This is a genomic window from Oceanisphaera profunda (genome assembly GCF_002157895.1).
In the GTDB taxonomy this organism is placed as follows: domain Bacteria; phylum Pseudomonadota; class Gammaproteobacteria; order Enterobacterales; family Aeromonadaceae; genus Oceanimonas; species Oceanimonas profunda.
In genome coordinates this window covers 2701217-2722383 of record NZ_CP021377.1, presented here as the reverse complement: position 1 = coordinate 2722383, position 21167 = coordinate 2701217, and the positions used below count along the sequence as shown (strand labels likewise).

Sequence of the window (21167 nt, the reverse complement as noted above, 5' to 3'; positions counted from 1 at the left end):
AAATTCCTGATTACCCACAAAGCTCAGCCGTGTCTCAGTGATTTCATCGTCAATAGATTCAATATGTTACATGAAGGCGCCGAACATCCTGTTAGCCAGACATTAAAGAACCACAGCCACGCCGATATCAACATAGTGCAGTGCACCTTGTTTCATTGGCATGGCGTTAGGCGTGGTGAGACGCCAAACCAGTCCTGCACATCATGTCTGAGGTTCATACGTAATCAGGTACCATTAAAAGTCACTTTCAGATTTGTTCACTATTTTTCCGTGTTCTTCCGTGTATTCCGTGGCGAAGAAGTCTTTAATATCTTGTTTAAAACAGTACGCGGCGGCCTTTGATGCAATCACGGCACACCGGCTCGCCTTGCAGTGAGCCTAATACTTCCGGCGCACTGCGTTTGCCACAACAGCTGCATTCGTGAAACGACTTTAGCCGAGTAGCGATAGTTTCTTCTACCAAGGTTAATAGCTGCTCTAGGCTGCCATTGTGCGGCTCAATAATCCCTTGCGAGCGGGGCTTGGCCGTATGAATATCGTGGTGGCGCCATTGAATGGCCGGTAAAAACACCTCAACCTTATCATGCTGAAAAGCCACTATGACTAGCGTGGGGTCGCCAATAAATAACGTTTGCGCCCCCTGTATCGGGTAGGGCAGCTGGCTTTTGAGATGCTGGCGCCAGGCTTCCAAATTTTGCGGCAATGGCATCGCCAACAATAGGGCGTCCAACAATCGGGATGGCATAGAATCCTCTCTTGGGCGAAGTGAGGCGGCGATGAACGCCGCCTGTTATGCGTCATACGTTATGCGTGATACGCCGTTAAATTAAACGCTGTACGCGATACGCCGACCGTTAAAAATAGGCAGCGTTTATCTTTCACGTACTGCGCATAACGTACAACGTAAAGCGGCCCTTCGGGCTAAGGGCGTACCAAGTAATCCGCTTGGCCTATCCACTTATAACTGGTTAGCTCTTCCAGCCCCATAGGGCCCCGGGCGTGCAGCTTTTGGGTAGATACGGCAACTTCTGCACCTAAGCCAAATTGAGCGCCGTCGGTAAAGCGCGTGGAGGCGTTGACGTATACAGCAGCAGAAGGCGCACCATTAATAAAGCGCTCGGCATTAACCATGTTATTGGTAAGAATGGCATCGGAATGGCTGGCATTGTGGCGGCGTAAATGCGCCAAGGCTGCATCTACGTTGGGCACTAATTTAACGCCCAGCGTTAAGCCTAACCACTCGGTGTCAAAGTCACCGTCTTGGGCGGCACGCACTTTAGCGGGGCCATCTTTTAATAAGGCAAATGCCGTGGTATCGGCCACTAATTCTACGCCCTTTTCGGCCATGCGCGCACTCAAACTTGGCAATAACTCGCTGGCCGCCGCTTCATGCACTAACAAGGTATCTATGGTGTTGCAGACACTGGGACGTTGAGTTTTAGCGTTATCAATTACCTCAATGGCGCGCACCAAATCGGCACTGTCGTCCACAAACATATGGCCGATGCCAAAGCCGCCGATAATCACCGGTATGGTGGCCTGCTCTTTACACAATTTGTGTAAGTTAGCGCCGCCGCGCGGGATGATCATATCCACATATTCATCAAGCTTTAGCAGACCACTGACCCACTCGCGGCCCGGCTCACTGATGTATTGCACTGCAGCTGCAGGCAATTGGCTGGCGGTTAATGCCTGCTGAATGACTTTCACCAACTCTTGGTTGGTATGGAAAGTTTCACGCCCGCCACGCAAGATGCTGGCGTTACCGGTTTTTAGACATAAAGCGGCGATGTCGATGGTCACGTTAGGGCGAGCTTCATAAATCACGCCCACCACGCCTAAGGGCACACGGCGGCGCGATAAGCGCATGCCGTTTTCTAGTACGCGGCTGTCTAACTCAGAGCCTACCGGATCCGGCAGTGACACCACATTACGCACGTCACTGGCAATGGCACTAATGCGCGCTGGATTAAGCATTAAGCGGTCCAGCATGGCTTCACCAATACCGCTTTCGCGCGCCGCGCTTAAGTCTTGCTCATTAGCCGCAAGTATTTGTGGCGCAGCGGCTTCCAGTGCATCGGCCATCACTAATAAGGCCTGATTTTTAGTACGCGTTGAGCTGTCAGCCAACACATAGGCGGCATCACGAGCGGCCTGCCCCATCTGTTCCAAATTCATACTTACTCCTAACCGGCCAACATTTAATAAGCGAGCTTACTGTCTGTGCTTACAGCAGCACTAAATCATCTCTGTGGATGGCCACAGTACCGTGGCCATAGCCTAACAGAGTCTCAATTTGCTCTGAGTGTTGGCCTTTAATTTGATTAAGCTCGAGGGCGTCGTAGCGGCAAATGCCGCGGGCTAACTCGCGCCCTTCTGGATTAACGATACGCACCGCTTCACCGCGGCGAAACCGGCCTTCAATGCGCACTATGCCTTTAGGCAATAGGCTAGAGCCTTGTTCGCGCACGGCTTTAACAGCACCTGCATCGATGTGAATTTCACCGTGCGGCGGTGGGCCCGCTAAAATCCAGCGTTTGCGGCTCTCTAAAGGCGTGGCTAAGGCAGGGAAACGCGTGCCAATACGATCGCCATTGGCCAAGCGGCCAATCACTTCCGGCACTTGACCTGTGGCAATCACCACATCAATACCTGCGCGGCGCGCCACATCGGCGGCCTGTAATTTGGTCGCCATGCCACCTGTGCCCAAACCACCGATGCTGCCACCGGCTAATTTGCGCAAAGTGTCGTCTATGGTTTGTACTTCTTCGATCAGCTGAGCTTTGGGGTCGTTACGCGGATCAGCGGTAAACAGGCCTTTTTGATCCGTGAGCAATACCAGCAAGTCGGCGTCAGCCAAAATAGCGGCGCGGGCTGATAAGTTATCGTTATCACCCACTTTAATTTCGTTGGTGGCCACGGCGTCGTTTTCGTTAATCACCGGAATAATGCGGTGATCCAGCAAAGCTCGCAGCGTATCGCGGGCATTTAAGTAACGCTCTCGGTCTTCAAGATCGGCACGGGTCAGCAAAATTTGCCCCACATGCACACCGTAGAGGTTAAACAGCGACTGCCAAGTTTGAATGAGTTGGGTTTGACCCACGGCGGCCAGCATTTGCTTATTGGCCATGGTGTTGGCCAACTCCGGAAAGCCCAAATGCTCGCGACCGGCAGCAATGGCTGCCGAGGTGACCACTATAATATGATGGCCAGCTCTGTGTAGGCTGGCACATTGGCGCACCAGTTCTACCATGTGCGCCCGGTCTAAACAGCGGGTGCCACCGGTAAGAACACTGGTACCTAATTTTACAACTATGGTTTTGCCTTTCATGGAACGCCCACCGGCTCCTTACTAACAGCAATGCCGGCAAGTGTGCCGGCAACATAATAAACTAAGACGCATCCAGGCAAATCAAGCAGGTTTAGCGCTTCACGCTAAACCTGCATTCGCTTAGGCGGGGCTTAACAAGTGATCTTTACCCTGTGCTTCAGACGGCCGTACACTCAGTGCCAAACCATCCATGCAGACACCGAGTTTATCGTAAAAATCACGCAAGGTGCGCGCAACTTCCGCTTGATGTGTTTTGGGGATCGGCTTTAACAGCCATTCGCCCTTGGCATTATAAAAGCCCAGCTGATAATGAAATTCAAACTGCTCGCCGTCTTTGGTATCCAGTGTTAACCACCAGCCCCAAAACTCCCGTACCTCAGGCTCGGCTTTCGCGCTCATGCAGACTGATAAACAGTCGAAAAAATACTGCGTTTCGCAGGATTTTAGCTCGCGCAAGTAAGGACCAATAGCGGTAAACACCCGCACTAATTTACGATGAGAAACCGTATCTATAGACATGCCACCTCCTTGTTAACTTATCTATATGTAACGCTTTTTTAGTTGGGGGTAAAGACCGCTGACCATGGTTGCAGAAAAAAACCTCGAAATATTAACAAGCTGTGACACAGCACCGTCAACTGGGCTGCCTATGAATGTGCAAGCCACAAAAAAGGCTCCCTCAAGGAGCCCTTTTTATGCGCAAGGTTAAGCTTGAGCATTATTTATACTTACACTTGATCGCGCTTACTCTTGATCACAAAGCGGCGTAGAGAACACTACACCCATGTCCCAAGGTTGCTCAATCCAGGTGTCTTGCGTTACGCGCACTTCAAAATCGTCAACCAGTGGCTCGCCTTGGGGCTTAGCGAACACGGTAATAAACTTAGCTTTAGGATACATTTCACGGATCACGCGAGCGGTATTGCCGGTATCAACCAAGTCGTCAATGATTAAAAATCCTTCACCGTCGCCTTGCACTTGCTTAAGCACTTGCAGATCTGAGCGCTGCTGATTGTGGTCGTAGCTAGCGATGCACAGTGTATCCACGTGGCGGATACCCAGTTCGCGCGCCAAGATAGCAGCGGGCACTAAACCACCACGGGTGACCGCGATAATGCCTTTCCATTGGCTGGCTGGGAGCTGGCGTGCTGCTAATTTACGCGTTTCGCGCTGAAAAGAGTCCCAAGTAACGACGAATTTGTTGGACATAAAAAGAACCTTTGGCTGTGAGCTTCGAGATAAAATGGTCACCGCTGCTAGATTGACGCTTAAAACAAGCCTTAGCGACCCGCTTTTGCCAGACAATGAGCAAACAATGGTCGCATTATAGAGATCCCACCCATTCTTGACCAGAGCTACAGTTTTTATTAACCGAACTTTATTTTAAAAATTCGCAAAACGCCTCAAAAACCAGAGAAGAAGTCGACTGGCTCCCATCGTGAAGAAGATTTTGATTTTTAGTCGTACAGATTGCATTACTATGACCGTCGGAGTAACCATAAATTAATCATGGTCTTAGAACGGTTTTTAATCTTACTTTCAATCAAGGCTTCTTCTTAGCCTAACTCTGCAAAAGGAACACGGATGTGTCTTTGTTACGATCTCTATCTATTGCCAAACGACTCTACTTAAATCTTATTTTGCTTTCTGTCGGCATGCTCATGGTAGTCAGCTTTATGTTATGGCTGTTTTATCACAGTTTAATGGCAGAAAAACACACCCAAGCTCAGCGGCAAGTAGAGTCGGTGGCCAGCCTAATCAACACCTATTATCAGCAGCAGCAACAAGGCGTGCTTACAGAGTTAGAGGCTAAACGCCAAGCGCTGAACGCCGTTGCTCAACTGCGTTATGGTGATGATGATTATTTTTGGGTGAATGACGCACACCCGCGCATGATCTTACATCCCATGAATGACCAACTAAATGGTCAGGACTTACGCCCTTTTACCGATCCTAACGGTAAGGCTCTGTTCGTGGAAATGGCCGAAGTAGTCGCTAACAATGGCCAAGGGTTCGTTAATTATTTGTGGCCAAAGCCGGGTTTAGAAAGTCCCGTGCCTAAGGTCTCTTATGTGCAGGGTTTCACGCCTTGGGGCTGGATTGTTGGCACCGGCATTTACGTAGATGATGTACATACTCAGTTATGGGACATAGCGCGCACTATATTTTTGATCGGCTTAAGCCTTGCCATAGTGGCCTTAGTCGTGGCCTTCGTGTTAATCCGCAGTATCTTACGGCCACTGTCCGATACGGTACTGGCACTCAAAGAGATTGCCCATGGCGAGGCAGATTTAACCCAACGCTTAGATGAGCGGGGTAAAGATGAAGTAACCTTACTCAGCCAAAATTTTAACGCCTTTTGTAGGCGATTGGCGCAAACCATACGCAAGCTCACGCCCATTAGTTTAGAAATGAACAATGCCGCCAGCCATTTGGCCGACATTGCACGCCACAACCGTGATGCTTCAGAACAGCAAGTCCATGAAACTGAACAAGCCGCCACCGCCATGAACCAAATGGCAACGTCCAGCCAAGAAGTGGCCGTCGCCGCCGAACAAGCCGCCACCGCTAGCAAAGCGTCAACCATTGCGGCCATGGATGGCAGTGACAAGGTGGAGCAAACACGCAATGTGTCCGCAGATTTAGTGTCCAAATTGGCGCACAGTCAACAAGGTATCAGCTCATTAGCGGCGCGTTCACAAGAGATTGGCAATATATTGGCGGAGATTCGCGCTATTGCCGAACAAACGAACTTATTGGCGCTTAACGCCGCCATTGAAGCTGCGCGCGCCGGTGAGCAAGGTCGAGGCTTTGCGGTGGTAGCAGATGAAGTTCGCAATTTAGCAACCCGCACCCAAAGCTCAACCAATGAGATAGAAGGTATTATTCAAGGTCTACAACAGGAAGCCAATGACACTGTGCTGGAAATGGACGAACTGATGAAAAGCGCGAAAGACACCCAAGATACGGCAGATCAAGCCGGTGTTGCCTTGTTAGCCATTACCGACAGCATGGTGCTCATCAATGATATGAATAGCCATATCGCCATCGCCGCCGAACAACAACGCCAAACTACCGCCGACATTAGTAACAATTTAAATCGGTTAAGCGAATTAGCTGATACGGCACGCGTGAAAACCCATGAAACAGAACAAGCGGGTGAAGCGTTATCTGGTTTAGGTCAACGCTTAGCCACGGAAATGAGCACCTTTACCGTGTAGGGTCTGTTGACCTTTCGAGATGATTTTTTCAGCAGTTTGCGGGAGTTTTATACAAGGCAGAGCCTATGACATGTAGTCACTCTCCATAAATAGGCGATAACGCAGTAGAAAGCTTCCACAAGCGCTGCCCTTCGGGTGCGGCTAAACGCATTTTTCTCTTTGTTGAGAAGGTTTTGCTTAGAATGACTAGGCGACACCCCTCTCGTCGCGATAAAAACGCGTTTAACTCAAACAGAATTTAACCTCTAAAGGTCAACAGACCCTAGTGCAACTTAGTTTTTTCGTCCTCAGCGCTTGCTGCTTAAGCGATGATCGCTTCAATTTAAGCCCAGCTTTATGCTGGGCTTTTTTGTGAGTCTACGCTTGGTGAGTTAGCTAAAAGCTCCTTTATTAATTCGGTGTTTGGCAAATTTGCAGGGCAAGCGTTAAGCTAGCAGCTCGGTTATGGCTTCTTCTATCAGGTAGGTATTGATGTCCTCTTCTATTCGCACCCTTTCGCCGGGTTTGTTGTGGCAATTTTTTGACACCATCTGCAGCATTCCTCATCCCTCGGGTCATGAAGCGGCGCTGCGCCAATGGATAACCGACTGGGCACAGACCCAAGGGTTAATTGTGGTACAAGACGCCATAGGCAACCTGATTATTCGAAAGTCTGCCACTGCGGGCATGGAAAATCGCAAAGGCGTGATTTTGCAGGCGCACATGGACATGGTGCCCCAAGCCAATGCAGATGTTGAGCATGACTTTACCAAAGACCCTATTCAGCCTTATATCGATGGCGATTGGGTGCGCGCCCGTGGTACTACGCTGGGCGCCGATAATGGCATTGGCTTGGCCGCCTGTTTAGCAGTATTGGCCGATAACAAGGTGCAACACGGCCCCTTAGAAGTGTTAATCACGGTCGATGAAGAAAGTGGCATGACCGGTGCTTTTGGTTTGGCGCCTAACTTATTGCAAGGTGAGATTTTACTCAATACTGACTCAGAGCAAGACGGCGATGTGTACATGGGCTGCGCCGGTGGCGTGGATGCTAATATAACCCTGCCTTATCTGGCAGAAGAGGTGCCGGCCAACCATCAAGCCATACGCTTAACCATTACGGGCCTGCGCGGTGGGCATTCGGGTATTAATATTCATCAAAACCGAGCCAGTGCCAATAAGTTGCTGGCTGAGCTATTGGTGGAGATAGAAAAGCTAGAGCAGGTGCGGCTATCAGAAGTGAGCGGCGGTACGCTGCGCAATGCCATCGCCCGTGAAGCAGCGGCGCTGTTTACATTGCCTAGCTCCTCACTCGACGCTTTAACGCAACTGGTCGAACGCTTGCAGCTGACTTATCAGCAAGAATTTAAAGGCGTGGATGATTTTATCTGCCTTGAACTCAAACCAGCTGGGCTACCAACGCGCATCATGAGCACTGATTTGCAGGGTCGCTTAAGTGCCGCACTGCTGGCCTGCCCTCATGGAGTGATGGCCATGAGCCGTCAGATGGAAGGCGTGGTACAAAGCTCCACTAACTTAGGCGTGATAGACACCCAAGCAGAGCACATTTATGTGCAATGTTTAATCCGTTCTTTAAGTGATGTGGGCCGCGATAAAGTGGCTGCCACCACGGCGGCGGTGTTTCGCTTAGCCGGTGCTGAGTGCCAGTTTGCAGGGGCCTACCCCGGCTGGCAGCCTGATCCGGACTCCGCCATTATGCAGCTGTTGTTGCAATCTCATCAGCAGCTGTTTGGAGTGGTGCCCGAGGTAAAAGTGATCCACGCGGGACTAGAATGCGGCTTGTTTAAAGCCATTTATCCGCACTGGGATATGGTGTCGTTTGGCCCAACTATTCAAGGCGCTCACTCCCCCGCCGAGCGAGTACACATAGATGCAGTGGCGCGTTTTTGGCAGCTGCTGGTCAGCGTGCTTAAGCTAATTCCTGAAACTAAGTTGTAAGCAAAAACAAGCGCTCGGCCCGAAGCGCCGAGTAAGAAAACACTTACACTACGTATGCTGTTGCAGTACGTAGCAGCAAGAAGCAGCGAGAAATAGCGAAACACCACAGGGGCTTTATTTAGCCGAGCGCCGGGCACTGGGTGCTCGGCTCCAGTAAAGAGCATAAGTTAAGTGCGTCATGCGGCGTCTTCGGTGATGACGGGCTGGTGTATCTGTCGCGGTTTTTAGCTTATGCTTTGGTCATTAATGGCAAACAGTTTGCCAGTTATTTCAAATCAAAAAGACAGAGGTTTTGCCATGACACGCATCTGGATTAAGAAAGCGCCCCTGTGTTTAGCGCTCACGCTGTTTGCGCTGCCAGCCTTGGCCGACAATATTTTTAGCGGTGTGATTAATTTTGGACGGGAAATATTGGATGAAACCCGAAAGTTAGCACCCGGCATTCAAAATGACCGTCGTAATGAAACGCCTGCCGACGTACAAGCGGCATTAGATGATGGCCGTGATCGCCCCGCTATCGAAAGTCCCAGCGCCAATCGCTCTAATATAGAGCTAGCGCCGCCGGTCAATGGCCAGCCCACAGGCTCTAACCTGAATTACACCTATGGCGAAAGCCAGCGCTCAACTAACCCGCAAAGCCATAATTCGGGTGCTAGCTCAAACAACAGCAACAACTTAAATGACAGCTATGGTTCCAATCAAGACTCAGACCAAGGCTTCAATCAAAACCAGAACCAGAACCAGAACCAAAGTGCGAATCAAGGGCAGCAACAACAAGCTCCTCAATCCAACTTTGGCTGGCAAGAAGAAAGTAATTTGTAGCAAAAATTAGCGCCAAACGCCAAGTTCACTTCTAGGCGTAGGCGCTATCGCTGGATCTAAAAAGCCCCAAGCTGTATGCAGCTTGGGGCTTTTTTATGCCACATTACAGCCATCAAGATTTGCCTCTCAGCCGTCATCCTGACGCACACGGTATCTTGATTTTCGCTCTCAACTTCAGGGCAAGATACGGTATATGGGCAAAAAGTATAAGACCTACAGCGATCACAGGATCAGCATAAACCAGCGCCTAAACTTGACTTATAGCGATTAACAGCTATCAATTAGCAGTTTTTTATCCGTTAATAAACTGTTAGGGTAATAACTCATCTATAAAGAATCATGCACAAAAACGCATTGATACCATTTCACTTATAAATAAGGAGCGAACATGAAAACCACCTCAGTTGCCCTGTTTCTTGCATTAAGTGCCGGCTATTTAGGCGCCGCTAATGCCGAGTCTCTTAGCAGTAATGCCGCTAAGGCTAACAAAGAAGCCATCAGCACTAATGAAAAACGACTTGAGAGCAATAACACCAGCCGCACGGCTGTGGTAACCAAGAAACAAGACTAGCGTTAACGGTCAGTCGATAGAAAGCCTACTCTATGATGAGTGTTTTGCTGCGCAAAACCGGCCAGCTTAAGCGGCCTCTACATGGCTAATACTTTGTGGTACTTAGCGCTGTGTTCATCACCAATCAAAACTTAGCTGCTGGCGCTCAACGTCGCTCGTATCTTGCGGTTCATGATCTAACTCTACGCTGATGCCCACTAAGCGTACGTTTCGCCCCTGTGCTCGTTGCCACACTTCAACACATAACTGCTCGGCCAATGCTGCATCTAAAAGATGAGTGCGCCGCGACAAGGTAGTTTGAGTAAAATCCGCAAACTTAAGCTTCAGGCATAAACTCTTAATGGCACGATTGTTGAGCCGTGTTACCAACTCGGGCCACAGTTCTGCCAGCACGGATAAGCCTTGTTCGGGCCGCTGAATATCTTCTATTAACGTGGTTTCTACGCCTACCGACTTTCGAATGCGATGGGGCTGCACTTCCCGCTCATCTATGCCCTGCCCCCGTTGCCATAGCAAAGCGCCAAATTTACCGAAGCGCCGTACCAGCTCCGCCTCACCAAAACCCGCTAATTGATGACAATGAGTAAGACCTAAGCTATTTAGCTTTTCCGCCGTTTTAGCACCCACACCGGGGATCTTGGTCAGCGGTAACTGATGCACAAAATCTGCCACCTTAGATGGCGGCAATACAAATAGGCCATCGGGCTTATTTTCGTCAGAGGCAATTTTGGCTAAGAACTTATTGGGTGCCACCCCCGCCGAGGCGGTGAGCTGCAATTCTTGATCAATAGTGGCGCGAATATGCTCGGCAATGCGCGTGGCACTGCCGGCAAACCACGGGCTGTCGGAGACATCCAGATAGGCTTCATCGAGGGATAATGGCTCGACTAGGTCGGTGTAGCGGTGGAATATTTCGCGAAGTTGTACTGATACGGCTTTGTAACTGGCCATATTGCCGGGCACTAACAATAAGTGCGGGCAGCGTTGTAGGGCTTGATGGCTAGACATAGCCGAGTGAATACCAAACTTACGGGCAGGATAATTACAGGTGGTGATCACCCCACGGCGCTCAGGCTTACCGCCCACCGCCATGGGAATATCGCGCCACTCAGGATGAGCACGCATTTCCACTGCTGCATAGAAGCAGTCCATGTCTACATGAATGATTTTACGCATGGCTAACAGGCGGTGAGGAGTGAGGTGTAAAGGGTGAAGAGTAAAACACCACCTCGATTAGCCGGCGGCGTTTTTTGTAGGCGTTTATTTATTGAAAACAAGTCATTGAATCAACTCATTAAACAGCAAGCGGTCGAATAAATTCGACCCTACATACAGAGACATTTATGTTCAGCGCCTGGCGCCGTATGTTTACGCCTCTCGCCTCACCCTTCACGCCTCACAGACCTTAAATAATTCGATTTTCTTCGAGCATCTGGCGCTTGGCTTCTGCTTTGGCCATTTTCTTCTGGCGGCTTTCGCACGGGTCGTCACAATCACAGGCTTTGTCTATGCCCACACTGCCTAAGCCGCCGCAAGAGCCGGCTATGGTCTTGCGTTGCAAAATATAGCCAATGGCCATGGCGAAAAAGACCAAACCAAACGCCGCAAAGGTTATCAGAAAATACAGCATATCAACCTCTTAAGTACTTTTTGAAAGCACTGGTCATATCTACTCGAAAGCCATCGTCCGTTTTGGTCAGCAGATACACAGCAAGCTTATGTTGTTCGGCAAAGGCAAGAGCGCGCTCAGGCCCCATCACCGTTAATGCCGTAGCAAGTCCGTCTGCAATCATACAGGAGGGATGAATTACTGTCACGGATGCCAAGTTATGGGTAATTGGGTGACCGGTGCTGGGATCTATGGTGTGGGATAAGCGCACGCCATCCAGCTCATAATAGTTACGATAATCCCCCGAGGTCGCCACGCTGTTATTACCCGGCAGCACCACTTGCTGCACTAATTCGTCACTGCGAGCATCATCGTTATGAGGTTTTTCCACCGCGATAGCCCAAGGCTTATTATGGCCGTTATGACCGCTTAACCGCACTTCGCCGCCAATTTCGACCAGGTGATTACCTATGCCCTGCTCGCTCAAATACTCAGAGACGGCGTCCACGCCAAAGCCTTTGGCAATTGAGGATAAATCTACGTACAGCTCAGGAATGGCTTTGTATAAATACTGGCCTTCAAGGTCGTAAGCAACGCGCAAGTGCTGCAACCCTGTGTGCATCATAGTGTCGGCTAACTGCTGCTGAGTCGGTACTTGCACCGGTCTTTCATCTGGGCCAAAGCCCCATAAATTAACCAGTGGCCCCAGGGTTACATCGAGTGTTTGCTCGGTTTGCTGGCCTAACTGCAGCGCCGCTGTGACTACTTTGGCGGTATCCGCAGAGACGGCAAAGGGACCTGAGCTTGTCGACTGATTAAAGCGGCTTAGCTCAGAGTCGGCCAAATAGGTCGACATTTGTTGGTTAACCAAGTCTAGCCGCTGGTCGATGCCAGCTTGTAAGTGCTGAGTCTCGTCTTTATCGACGCCCAACACTTTAATGGAATAGTAAGTACCCATGGTATTGCCGGTCAGGTGTTGCTCGGCATTTGCGGTGGGTACTGTGAGTTCGGCCGGCTTGCAGGCGACCAATAAAAAGGCCAGCCCCATTGGGGCCAGCCATTTAGTTACATAAGAGTTCATTTAGATCTCATCATCTTGTGTTTGAACAAGAGAGGTTAAGCAACTGTGCTTCACAGCTGCTTAACCGGCTTTTTAACCGACTGAATTACCGCCAGTTTAGCCACCTGCTTTAACCGCCAAAGTCATCCAACATAATGTTGTCTTCTTCTACGCCCAAGTCTTTGAGCATATTAATCACGGCGGCGTTCATCACCGGTGGTCCACACATGTAATACTCACAATCTTCCGGCGCTTCGTGATCCTTCAGATAGTTGTCATATAACACGTTGTGGATAAAGCCTGTGTAACCGTCCCACTCATCTTCTGGGGTAGAGTCACTTAAGGCTACATGCCACTGGAAGTTATCGTGGTCTGCTGCCAAGCCATCAAAATCTTCTACATAGAACATTTCGCGACGTGAGCGTGCACCGTACCAGAAGCTGATCTTACGCTTAGAATCCAAGCGCTTGAGCTGGTCAAAGATGTGCGAACGCATCGGCGCCATACCGGCACCACCGCCCACAAACACCATTTCTGCATCGGTATCTTTAGCGAAGAACTCACCAAAAGGACCCGAAATAGTCGTAGTGTCACCAGCCTTAAGCGACCAGATGTACGAAGACATAATGCCCGGAGGCGCGTCCCAGTTACGGGGCGGCGGCGTGGCAATACGCACGTTCAACAGGATCATGCCTTCTTCTTCTGGGTAGTTAGCCATCGAGTAAGCGCGGATAGTTTCCTCGTCTACTTTAGACTCCAGTTCGAAGATCTTAAACTTGTCCCAGTCTTCACGGTACTTTTCTGGTACATCAAAATCTTTATACTTAACGTGATGCGGCGGCGCTTCAATTTGAATATAACCACCAGCACGGAAAGGTACACTTTCACCGTTCGGGATTTTCAGCTTCAATTCTTTAATGAAAGTCGCTTTGCTGTCGTTAGACAACACTTCGCAATCCCATTTCTTGATGCCAAACACTTCTTCCGGCAGTTCAATTTTCATATCTTGCTTAACGTTCACCTGGCAAGCTAAGCGCTCGCCGTGGCGTGCTTCGCCTTTAGAGATATGATCAAGCTCTGTGGGCAGTATTTCACCGCCGCCGTCCAAGATGCGTACCCGACACTGACCACAAGTACCGCCGCCGCCACAAGCAGACGAAACGAAGATACCGCTGTTGGCCAAGGCGCCCAGCAATTTACCGCCGGCACCTGTGGTGATCGCCTTATCGGGATCATCGTTGATGCTGATGATCACATCCCCTTCCGCAACCAGCTTGGACTTAGCAAACAGGATAATGCTTACTAGGACCAGCACAATCACGGTGAACATGACCACGCCTAGAATGATTTCCATCGTTTATTCCTTTTCTATCACCGGATTACAGGGATATGCCAGAGAAAGACATGAAGCCAATTGCCATCAGGCCGGCAGAGATAAAGGTAATCCCCAAGCCACGCAGCCCTTCAGGCACATCTGAATACTTCATCTTCTCGCGTATACCGGCTAACAATACAATTGCCAGCATCCAGCCTACACCTGAGCCAAAGCCGTAAACGATGGACTCGGCAAAGTTATAATCGCGCTGTACCATGAACGACACACCACCGAAGATGGCGCAGTTTACTGCGATCAACGGTAAGAAGATGCCCAAGGCGTTATAGAGTGCCGGGAAGAACTTATCTAACAACATTTCCAAGATTTGAACCAGTGCTGCAATAACACCGATAAAGGTAATGAAGTTCAAGAAGCTCAAGTCAATGCCATCAACCAAGGCGCCGTCTTTCAGCACATAGTTGTAGACTAAGTTGTTAACCGGTACTGCTAAGGTCAACACCACGACTACCGCTACGCCCAAACCAAACGAGGTTTTTACCTTTTTCGATACTGCCAAAAAGGTACACATACCGAGGAAGAAGGCCAATGCCATGTTTTCGATGAAAATGGCACGAACAAACAAACTAATAAAATGTTCCATGCTTACTCCTTCGCCTCAACCTGATCGGGACGCATGGTACGCAGTACCCAGATAATGCCGCCGATAATAAAGAAAGCACTCGGGGGTAACAGCATTAAACCGTTCGCCTGGTACCAACCACCATTCTTAACCAACGGCAGGATTTCGATGCCAAACCAAGTACCAGAGCCAAACAGCTCACGAAGGGTGGCAACGATCAGCAAGATCAAGCCATAACCCATGCCGTTACCGATACCGTCATAAAACGACATCAAAGGCGGGCTCTTCATGGCATAAGCTTCGGCACGACCCATCACGATACAGTTGGTAATAATCAAACCAACGAATACCGACAACTGCTTAGAGATGTCATAGGCGTACGCTTTGAGGATCTGATCCACCACGATTACCAAAGAGGCAATAATCGCCATCTGCGCGATAATTCGCACCGAGTTTGGGATCTGATTACGCACCAATGAGATAAACAGGTTTGAAAACGCCGTTACCGCAATGACCGCCAAGGACATCACGAATGCAGTTTGCATTTGTGAGGTGACCGCCAAGGCCGAGCAGATGCCCAGTACCTGAAGCGTAATGGGGTTATTGCCGATAATAGGCCCAAAAAGAACCTTTTTAACTTCTGCTTTATCAGCCATTGTTGAGCTCTCCTTTTTGTACCTTAGTCAGGAAAGGACCAAAGCCCTTGTCGCCTAACCAGAAATCAAAGGTATGCTGCACACCGTTAGAGGTTAAGGTAGCACCAGACAAACCATCAACACTTGAAGGAGTACCGGCAGGTGCACCGCCTTTCACGATTTTAATCGCGGGCTTACCATTTTCGTCATACAGCTTCTTACCCACAAACTGTTCACGCCAGTTAGGGTTTTCCACTTCACCACCCAAACCTGGGGTTTCGCCCTGTTCGTAGTAAGTGATGCCTTTAATGGTATTGCCATCGGGTGCAACGGCAACGAAGGCGTACATGGTGGACCACAGGCCCTGACCATGAATGGGCAGAATAATACTGTCCAAATTACCGTCTTCGTCTTTGGCCAAGTACACAGGCACCAAGTCAGCACGACGACGAATACCACCTGGGTCTTCGCTCGGCACTAGCTTGATACTGGTGTCGTTTTCTTTAGCAGCGGCGCGTTGGTCGTAACCTTCAGCCGACTTATCAGAAAACTCGCCTTTTTCGATGTCCCACAACCGAGCATCTATGAATTTCTCATAGTTTTCAGCCACGTTTTGACGGCCAAAGCCGGCGACTTGAACTATGTTAGTTTGCACGTCCAGCGCTTTGTTAAGCTCTTGGGTAGGCTTGAGCAATACAGCCGCGCCAGATACCACCACAGAGCACACCAAACACAAGACGATAATGACAGTAAATGTTCTGCCAACAGATTCTTTCTTAGCCACGAGCCAGTCTCCGTTTGATATTCGCTTGCACCACCACGTGGTCAAACAAGGGAGCGAACAGGTTGGCGAACAAAATAGCCAGCATCATACCTTCAGGGAAGGCGGGGTTAACCACACGGATCAGCACTACCATCACGCCGATCAATGCGCCGTACCACCATTTACCTTTATTGGTAAAGGAAGCCGATACCGGATCCGTCGCCATAAACATCATACCGAACGCGAAGCCGCCCACCACCAGATGCCAATACCACGGCATGCTGAACATGGCGTTGGTGTCGGAGCCGATCACGTTAAACAGCGCAGACATGGCAATCATGCCGAGCATCACGCCCGCCACTATCCGCCATGAGGCAAAGCCCATATAGACGATGAAACCGCCGCCCAGCAAAATAGCCAGCGTCGACACTTCACCAATCGAACCTTGCATATGACCGATAAAGGCCTGCGTCCAGCTAATCGCGCTGTTGGTGTTCACGTCCATCAAGGCCGAAACACCCCCTGCAGACCACTGACCCAGTGCAGTTGCACCCGAGAAGCCGTCTACGGCAGTCCAGACTGTGTCACCTGAAATTTCTGCCGGATAGGCGAAAAACAGGAAAGCACGGCCGGCTAATGCTGGGTTCAAGAAGTTCTTACCGGTGCCGCCAAAGATTTCTTTGGCAACTACCACACCAAAGGTGATACCTAGGGCTGCTTGCCATAACGGCAAGGTGGCAGGAACAATCAAGGCGAACAGCACAGAAGTTACGAAGAAGCCTTCGTTTACTTCGTGCTTGCGCACACTGGCAAAAATGACTTCCCAAAAACCACCCACCAAGAACACGGTCGCATAAATAGGCAGGAAGTAAGTGGCGCCCAACAGCAACTTGCTGCCCCAGCCTGCGCCTTCACCTAGGGTTGCCCCAAGGGTTTGCGCAAGACTGTAACGCCAGTTGCCATCAATAATGCCGGCCAGATCTGCTGGGCTATGCATGTTCATCAGGGCTGCAATGGTTTGCCCACCTGAGTTATACATACCAAAGAACATGGCTGGGAAGGTAGCTAACCAAACCATGATCATGATGCGCTTCAGATCGATACTGTCGCGCACATGAGAGGAGTTGCGCGTAACCATACCTGGGGTATAGAGCACGGTGGCGACCGCTTCATACAGGGCGTAAAACTTTTCGTATTTTCCACCCGGCTCGAAATGGTGTTCAACCTTTTCCAGAGTGTGTTTTAAGCTCATTACTTAACCCTCTAGCTCAATTGTGGTCAGACACTTGCGCAGCGCGAGTCCATAATCGTATTTGCCTGGACACACATAGGTACAGAGCGCCAGATCTTCTTCATCCAACTCTAAGCAGCCTAAGGTGATGGCACCGTCGGTGTCGTTAGACAATAAATCACGCAGCAACACGGTCGGTAAAATATCCAGCGGCATAATGCGCTCGTAGTTACCGATTGGCACCATGGCTCGCGCTGAACCGTTAGTAGTGGTGGTCAGGTCAAACAGCTTGCCTTTCGTCAGGTGACTCAAGTAAGCACGAGTGACGGAGAACTTGTTGGCACCTGGCGCTAACCAGCCAAACAGTTCTTTTTCACGGCCTTCGGCAATGACTGACACCTGCAGATGGTAACGACCCAAGTAAGCATGAGGACCATTCGCGGCAGTACCGTAGAGCACAGAGCCGGAAATAACGCGGTTTTCACCTTCTTGCAGCTCGCCTGCGGTCAGTGTTTCTAATGAAGCACCGATGCGGGTACGCAACAAGCGAGGCTTTTGCACCACGGGGCCTGCCAAGGCAATCACGCGATCGGTAAACAACTCACCTGTAGTGAACAATTTGCCAACGGCAATCACATCTTGGTAGTTGATAGCCCACACCACTTTGCCCGGTACGATAGGGTCAATATGGTGAATGTGCGTGCCTGGTAAGCCGGCAGGGTGCACACCCGTGAACACATGCTCTTTGATACTAGCGGCTTGTGCTTGGGGTAGATTGCCTTCGCCTTTACAGACGTTAACTTGGCCATCAGTTAAGCGGCTTAATACTAATAGACCATCAGTAAAGGCTTGCGCATTTTCTTTGATGATCAGTTCAGCATTGGCGCTTAATGGATTGGTATCCATGGCGGTCACGAAAATAGAGCTCGGCACTGTGCCCACAGCGGGTACTTTGCTGAACGGGCGAGTACGCAGTGCTGTCCACATACCCGACTCAACGAGCTGTTCGCGAACGGTATCGCGTTCTAATGTGGCGAGTTCTGCTGAAGCATATTTTGAAAACGTAATCTGATCTTCACTGTCATCAACGGCAATCACTACAGATTGCAGTACACGCTTAGCGCCACGGTTAATTTCAACCACGGTGCCGGCGGCGGGAGCTGTGAATTTAACGCCAGGATTCTTCTTATCTTCGAAGATAATCTGACCTTTTTTAACACGATCCTCTACCTTGACGTACATGGTAGGGCGCATGCCCACAAACTCTTCACCCAGCGTTGCAACTCGCTTGATGGCAGGACCATCGTAGATTACTTGCTCTGGTGCCCCGGTAATCGGGAGGTCCAGTCCTTTTTTTATTGTAATCATACTCACTTGCACTACTTGTTAGAGGAAGACAGGTACTTGCCATGTCAGACATGACAACATGCTGATGAGTCGCTACCGGTCTGTCCACTATCATGTCATCAACAGCCTGACCACAGTCCGGTAACATCCAGCCCGAAATTAAGGGCGCATAATGTTAGCATTTTTCACACACTGGCTGCCATGGCAATTACCAACATTTAGTGTCTCTTTGCATAAAGCGTTACGGCTTATACGGCCAAGCGACAAAATCTGATAATTACAAGCGGTGCATGGACTGATGATTGGCTTTTACAAGGTGAGTGGACACTCACTAATGGTAGTACTCGTCAATAGGGCGACGTTGAGCTAGTTCGATACGCCTCCTTGTCCGCGACAAGGCGGGCTCTGAGGAACGGCTTCCCGCGCTTGCCATTCGGCGGGAGTGAGAGTGTGCAATGCCAAGGCATGTACGCCTTCATTCAGCTCATCGGCGAGCAGTTGGTTGAGCATGCGATGGCGAGCCAATAGGCGTTTATCGCTAAACTGCGCGCTGACGACGATCACTTTAAAATGGGTTTCTGAGCCGGGTAGCACGCGGTGCATATAACTTTCATTAATCACTTCTAGGTGCTCAGGCGCTAAGGCCGCTTGCACTTTTTGCTCAATTTGAGCTTGTATCGACATGATTAACTCCCAGATGAGTGTCAACAAGTTAAGACCGTACTGGCCAACGCCGACTTTCAAGTCAGGTGACAAATATTTTCAGGCGCGGGCAGTTATTCTACCAGCCAGCGAAATGTTAAATTGATGCGCGGCGTTGAACAGGCAGCCATTTTCGGTAAAGCGTGCTGCCAATGATGCTGCATTTCGCCTGCCATCACCAGCAAACTACCATGATTTAATAGCAGTTCTCTTGGTGCTGCACTATGACCGTCTGCTTTGGGTCTTAGCTCGGGCCTTAACTCATGCCGTAGTTCGGGCCTTAAGTTATGCCTAAGCTTAAAGCGTCGCGTAGCACCTAAGCTCACCGACGCAACCGTGGGATTGATACCTAGCTCAGGCTCATCGTCTGCATGCCAGCCCATGCTGTCTTGACCGTCACGATACCAATTAAGCAGCACGCCATTAAAGGGCTGCTCGCAAATATCGCTCACCCGCTGGCAGATCTCTCGCACCACAGGATGCCAAGGGACGGGCTTTCGAGTTTTTCCCGAATAGCGATAAGGCAACTCGCTCATCCAACAAGACAGCCTGGGCTCATTAAGCTCACGCCCAAACATGCGCAGCGTATGTTGTTGCCACGAAATTTCGCTTTTTTTGAGCTGGGTAAACCAAGTATCCGCTTCTACAGCAAAGGCATTCGGCCACCATAATAGCCGCCCGTGCGCTAATGGCAACCCAGCAGGCGTGATAGTGTTTACCTCGGTTGCAGGCTCAATATTTTCCCCTTTGGCGGACTCGATGAATAGCGGCATGCTGCTTTTCCTCTGTTAACTGTTAAAATGATTTTTTTCCTTTGGGCCTAATTTGTATGAATCATCATTTTCCCCTCCCTGGGGGTGGCGAGCTGTCGTTACTCCGTTACCCTCGTAAAGCCCAAGACAAGCTTCAAGCCTGGGAAGCGGCGGATGAATATTTGATCAACGAGCTCGCCGCCCTTGAGCTGGATGCCAGCACTCGGGTATTGATTTTAAATGACGGCTTTGGTGCCCTAACCTTGGCACTGCATAACTATCAGCCTTATAGCCTGACCGACTCGCGCATTAGTGAGTTGGCCTGCACCGCAAACGCCCATGACAACCAGTTGCCAGAAACCTGGCAAACCCTGTCTAGCCTGGCGTCTTGGCCCTCAGAAGATGACGCGCCGCAAGTGGTGTTGATTAAATTACCGAAAAACAATGCCATGCTCGAATATCAACTGGCTCAATTGAGCCAAATTGTCAGCCCACAAACCCGCGTCATCGCGGCGGGCAAGGCAAAAGAGGTGCGCAGCTCTACCTTGGCTTTGTTTGAGCGCTATTTAGGCCCCACTAAAACCAGTTTAGCCTGGAAGAAAGCGCGGCTGATATTTTGCACTCCAGATCCTAAACTTAAGGCCGCCGCCCTGCCCCAGCCATTAGCCTGGCCCTTAGATGGCACCGACTTTACCCTGTATAACCACGCCAACGTGTTCGCCCGCAGCAGCTTAGATATTGCCGCGCGCCTGTTCTTAGAGCATCTGCCGAAAGAGCAAAGCGGTCATATTGTCGACTTAGGTTGCGGCAATGGTGTCTTGGGTTTAATGGCATTAGTACAAAACCCACAAGCCGAGGTGACCTTTACCGATGAGTCTTACATGGCCATCGCCAGTGCCCGCCATAATGTGCAGCATAATTTACCTCAAGCACTGACTCGTGCGCATTTTTCGGTCAATAACTGTCTCGATGGCGTGGCTTCCGACAGTATCGATATTATTTTATGTAATCCGCCATTTCACCAGCAGCAGGCCATTACCGACCATATTGCCTGGGAAATGTTTGTGGATGCCAAGCGCGTACTACGCTCCGGCGGCGAGCTATGGGTGGTGGGCAATCGCCATCTTGATTACCATCACAAACTGATCCGGTTATTTGGCAACCAGACTGTGGTGGCATCTAATCCTAAATTCGTTATTCTCAAAGCCATTCAACCTAGTTAAGGACTCA

General features: G+C 50.1%; 21 protein-coding genes. 5 read left to right on the top strand and 16 right to left on the bottom strand.

Going from position 1 to position 21167, the window contains the following annotated elements:
- Positions 1-316: 316 nt before the first annotated feature.
- The 5 genes from CBP31_RS12035 to gpt all read right to left on the bottom strand — a co-directional run bounded on the left by CBP31_RS12035 (position 317) and on the right by gpt (position 4540).
- Positions 317-745 carry a hypothetical protein gene (locus CBP31_RS12035; RefSeq protein ID WP_087037604.1) on the bottom strand — a complete coding sequence of 143 codons (429 nt, stop codon included), beginning with the start codon at positions 743-745 and terminating at the stop codon, positions 317-319.
- Between the two features lie 176 nt (positions 746-921).
- Positions 922-2178 (bottom strand): glutamate-5-semialdehyde dehydrogenase, encoded by a 1257-nt coding sequence (locus CBP31_RS12030; RefSeq protein WP_087037602.1) that lies wholly within the window; start codon positions 2176-2178, stop codon positions 922-924.
- A 49-nt stretch (positions 2179-2227) separates the two neighbouring features.
- Positions 2228-3331 (bottom strand): glutamate 5-kinase, encoded by a 1104-nt coding sequence (proB, locus tag CBP31_RS12025; protein ID WP_087037601.1) that lies wholly within the window; start codon positions 3329-3331, stop codon positions 2228-2230.
- A 120-nt stretch (positions 3332-3451) separates the two neighbouring features.
- Positions 3452-3850 carry a sigma factor-binding protein Crl gene (crl, locus tag CBP31_RS12020; RefSeq protein WP_087037599.1) on the bottom strand — a complete coding sequence of 133 codons (399 nt, stop codon included), beginning with the start codon at positions 3848-3850 and terminating at the stop codon, positions 3452-3454.
- Between the two features lie 225 nt (positions 3851-4075).
- On the bottom strand, positions 4076-4540 hold the full coding sequence (gene gpt / locus CBP31_RS12015; RefSeq protein WP_087037597.1) for a xanthine phosphoribosyltransferase: 465 nt from the start codon (positions 4538-4540) through the stop codon (positions 4076-4078).
- Positions 4541-4917: 377 nt separating this feature from the next.
- Between gpt and CBP31_RS12010 the strand changes: the two genes are divergently transcribed.
- The 4 genes from CBP31_RS12010 (at position 4918) to CBP31_RS11995 (ending at position 9883) form a co-directional block, all read left to right on the top strand.
- Complete coding sequence (locus CBP31_RS12010) at positions 4918-6552, top strand: methyl-accepting chemotaxis protein (protein WP_087037594.1); 1635 nt, start codon at positions 4918-4920, stop codon at positions 6550-6552.
- A 471-nt stretch (positions 6553-7023) separates the two neighbouring features.
- On the top strand, positions 7024-8490 hold the full coding sequence (locus CBP31_RS12005; protein ID WP_087037592.1) for an aminoacyl-histidine dipeptidase: 1467 nt from the start codon (positions 7024-7026) through the stop codon (positions 8488-8490).
- A 297-nt stretch (positions 8491-8787) separates the two neighbouring features.
- Positions 8788-9312, top strand: coding sequence for a hypothetical protein (locus tag CBP31_RS12000; protein ID WP_087037589.1), 525 nt, complete (start codon positions 8788-8790; stop codon positions 9310-9312).
- Between the two features lie 388 nt (positions 9313-9700).
- Entirely contained in the window at positions 9701-9883 is a 183-nt protein-coding gene (locus CBP31_RS11995) for a hypothetical protein (protein ID WP_087037586.1), read from the top strand.
- A gap of 117 nt (positions 9884-10000) precedes the next feature.
- Here CBP31_RS11995 and dinB read toward each other — a convergent pair whose 3' ends face one another.
- The 11 genes from dinB to CBP31_RS11940 form a co-directional block, all read right to left on the bottom strand.
- Positions 10001-11059 (bottom strand): DNA polymerase IV, encoded by a 1059-nt coding sequence (gene dinB, locus CBP31_RS11990; RefSeq protein ID WP_087037584.1) that lies wholly within the window; start codon positions 11057-11059, stop codon positions 10001-10003.
- Positions 11060-11288: 229 nt separating this feature from the next.
- Positions 11289-11513: a (Na+)-NQR maturation NqrM gene (gene nqrM / locus CBP31_RS11985; RefSeq protein ID WP_087037582.1), complete on the bottom strand. Its 225-nt coding sequence runs from the start codon at positions 11511-11513 to the stop codon at positions 11289-11291.
- Between the two features lies 1 nt (position 11514).
- Positions 11515-12573 (bottom strand): FAD:protein FMN transferase, encoded by a 1059-nt coding sequence (locus CBP31_RS11980; protein WP_087037579.1) that lies wholly within the window; start codon positions 12571-12573, stop codon positions 11515-11517.
- A gap of 109 nt (positions 12574-12682) precedes the next feature.
- Positions 12683-13906, bottom strand: a complete 1224-nt coding sequence (gene nqrF, locus CBP31_RS11975; protein ID WP_087037577.1) for an NADH:ubiquinone reductase (Na(+)-transporting) subunit F — start codon at positions 13904-13906, stop codon at positions 12683-12685.
- A gap of 25 nt (positions 13907-13931) precedes the next feature.
- A complete protein-coding gene (gene nqrE / locus CBP31_RS11970) occupies positions 13932-14528 on the bottom strand; it encodes an NADH:ubiquinone reductase (Na(+)-transporting) subunit E (RefSeq protein ID WP_087037575.1) in 597 nt (198 codons plus the stop codon).
- A 2-nt stretch (positions 14529-14530) separates the two neighbouring features.
- The gene (locus tag CBP31_RS11965) at positions 14531-15163 is read right to left on the bottom strand and encodes an NADH:ubiquinone reductase (Na(+)-transporting) subunit D (protein WP_087037572.1); all 633 of its coding nucleotides are present in this window, start codon (positions 15161-15163) and stop codon (positions 14531-14533) included.
- Positions 15156-15926, bottom strand: coding sequence for a Na(+)-translocating NADH-quinone reductase subunit C (locus CBP31_RS11960; RefSeq protein ID WP_087037570.1), 771 nt, complete (start codon positions 15924-15926; stop codon positions 15156-15158). Before CBP31_RS11960 ends, CBP31_RS11965 begins: the two co-directional genes overlap by 8 nt.
- Entirely contained in the window at positions 15919-17157 is a 1239-nt protein-coding gene (locus CBP31_RS11955) for an NADH:ubiquinone reductase (Na(+)-transporting) subunit B (RefSeq protein WP_087037567.1), read from the bottom strand. Before CBP31_RS11955 ends, CBP31_RS11960 begins: the two co-directional genes overlap by 8 nt.
- 3 nt (positions 17158-17160) lie before the next feature.
- Positions 17161-18504: a Na(+)-translocating NADH-quinone reductase subunit A gene (locus CBP31_RS11950; protein WP_087037565.1), complete on the bottom strand. Its 1344-nt coding sequence runs from the start codon at positions 18502-18504 to the stop codon at positions 17161-17163.
- A gap of 345 nt (positions 18505-18849) precedes the next feature.
- Entirely contained in the window at positions 18850-19167 is a 318-nt protein-coding gene (locus tag CBP31_RS11945; protein ID WP_087037563.1) for a BolA family protein, read from the bottom strand.
- Between the two features lie 92 nt (positions 19168-19259).
- Positions 19260-19958, bottom strand: coding sequence for an alpha-ketoglutarate-dependent dioxygenase AlkB family protein (locus CBP31_RS11940; protein ID WP_087037561.1), 699 nt, complete (start codon positions 19956-19958; stop codon positions 19260-19262).
- Positions 19959-20014: 56 nt separating this feature from the next.
- Between CBP31_RS11940 and CBP31_RS11935 the strand changes: the two genes are divergently transcribed.
- A complete protein-coding gene (locus CBP31_RS11935) occupies positions 20015-21160 on the top strand; it encodes a methyltransferase (RefSeq protein WP_087037559.1) in 1146 nt (381 codons plus the stop codon).
- Positions 21161-21167 lie beyond the last annotated feature (7 nt).

Excerpts from the sequence above, each read along its gene's own strand:
- CBP31_RS12005 (WP_087037592.1), top strand. The coding sequence starts at position 7,024 with ATGTCCTCTTCTATTCGCACCCTTTCGCCGGGTTTGTTGTGGCAATTT.
- CBP31_RS11945 (WP_087037563.1), bottom strand. The coding sequence starts at position 19,167 with ATGTCGATACAAGCTCAAATTGAGCAAAAAGTGCAAGCGGCCTTAGCG.
- CBP31_RS11995 (WP_087037586.1), top strand. The coding sequence starts at position 9,701 with ATGAAAACCACCTCAGTTGCCCTGTTTCTTGCATTAAGTGCCGGCTAT.
- nqrE (WP_087037575.1), bottom strand. The coding sequence starts at position 14,528 with ATGGAACATTTTATTAGTTTGTTTGTTCGTGCCATTTTCATCGAAAAC.
- gpt (WP_087037597.1), bottom strand. The coding sequence starts at position 4,540 with ATGTCCAACAAATTCGTCGTTACTTGGGACTCTTTTCAGCGCGAAACG.
- CBP31_RS12030 (WP_087037602.1), bottom strand. The coding sequence starts at position 2,178 with ATGAATTTGGAACAGATGGGGCAGGCCGCTCGTGATGCCGCCTATGTG.
- crl (WP_087037599.1), bottom strand. The coding sequence starts at position 3,850 with ATGTCTATAGATACGGTTTCTCATCGTAAATTAGTGCGGGTGTTTACC.
- nqrM (WP_087037582.1), bottom strand. The coding sequence starts at position 11,513 with ATGCTGTATTTTCTGATAACCTTTGCGGCGTTTGGTTTGGTCTTTTTC.
- proB (WP_087037601.1), bottom strand. The coding sequence starts at position 3,331 with ATGAAAGGCAAAACCATAGTTGTAAAATTAGGTACCAGTGTTCTTACC.
- CBP31_RS12035 (WP_087037604.1), bottom strand. The coding sequence starts at position 745 with ATGCCATCCCGATTGTTGGACGCCCTATTGTTGGCGATGCCATTGCCG.
- CBP31_RS11965 (WP_087037572.1), bottom strand. The coding sequence starts at position 15,163 with ATGGCTGATAAAGCAGAAGTTAAAAAGGTTCTTTTTGGGCCTATTATC.
- CBP31_RS11980 (WP_087037579.1), bottom strand. The coding sequence starts at position 12,573 with ATGAACTCTTATGTAACTAAATGGCTGGCCCCAATGGGGCTGGCCTTT.
- CBP31_RS11940 (WP_087037561.1), bottom strand. The coding sequence starts at position 19,958 with ATGCCGCTATTCATCGAGTCCGCCAAAGGGGAAAATATTGAGCCTGCA.
- CBP31_RS11950 (WP_087037565.1), bottom strand. The coding sequence starts at position 18,504 with ATGATTACAATAAAAAAAGGACTGGACCTCCCGATTACCGGGGCACCA.
- dinB (WP_087037584.1), bottom strand. The coding sequence starts at position 11,059 with ATGCGTAAAATCATTCATGTAGACATGGACTGCTTCTATGCAGCAGTG.
- CBP31_RS12000 (WP_087037589.1), top strand. The coding sequence starts at position 8,788 with ATGACACGCATCTGGATTAAGAAAGCGCCCCTGTGTTTAGCGCTCACG.
- CBP31_RS11935 (WP_087037559.1), top strand. The coding sequence starts at position 20,015 with ATGAATCATCATTTTCCCCTCCCTGGGGGTGGCGAGCTGTCGTTACTC.
- nqrF (WP_087037577.1), bottom strand. The coding sequence starts at position 13,906 with ATGGAAATCATTCTAGGCGTGGTCATGTTCACCGTGATTGTGCTGGTC.
- CBP31_RS11955 (WP_087037567.1), bottom strand. The coding sequence starts at position 17,157 with ATGAGCTTAAAACACACTCTGGAAAAGGTTGAACACCATTTCGAGCCG.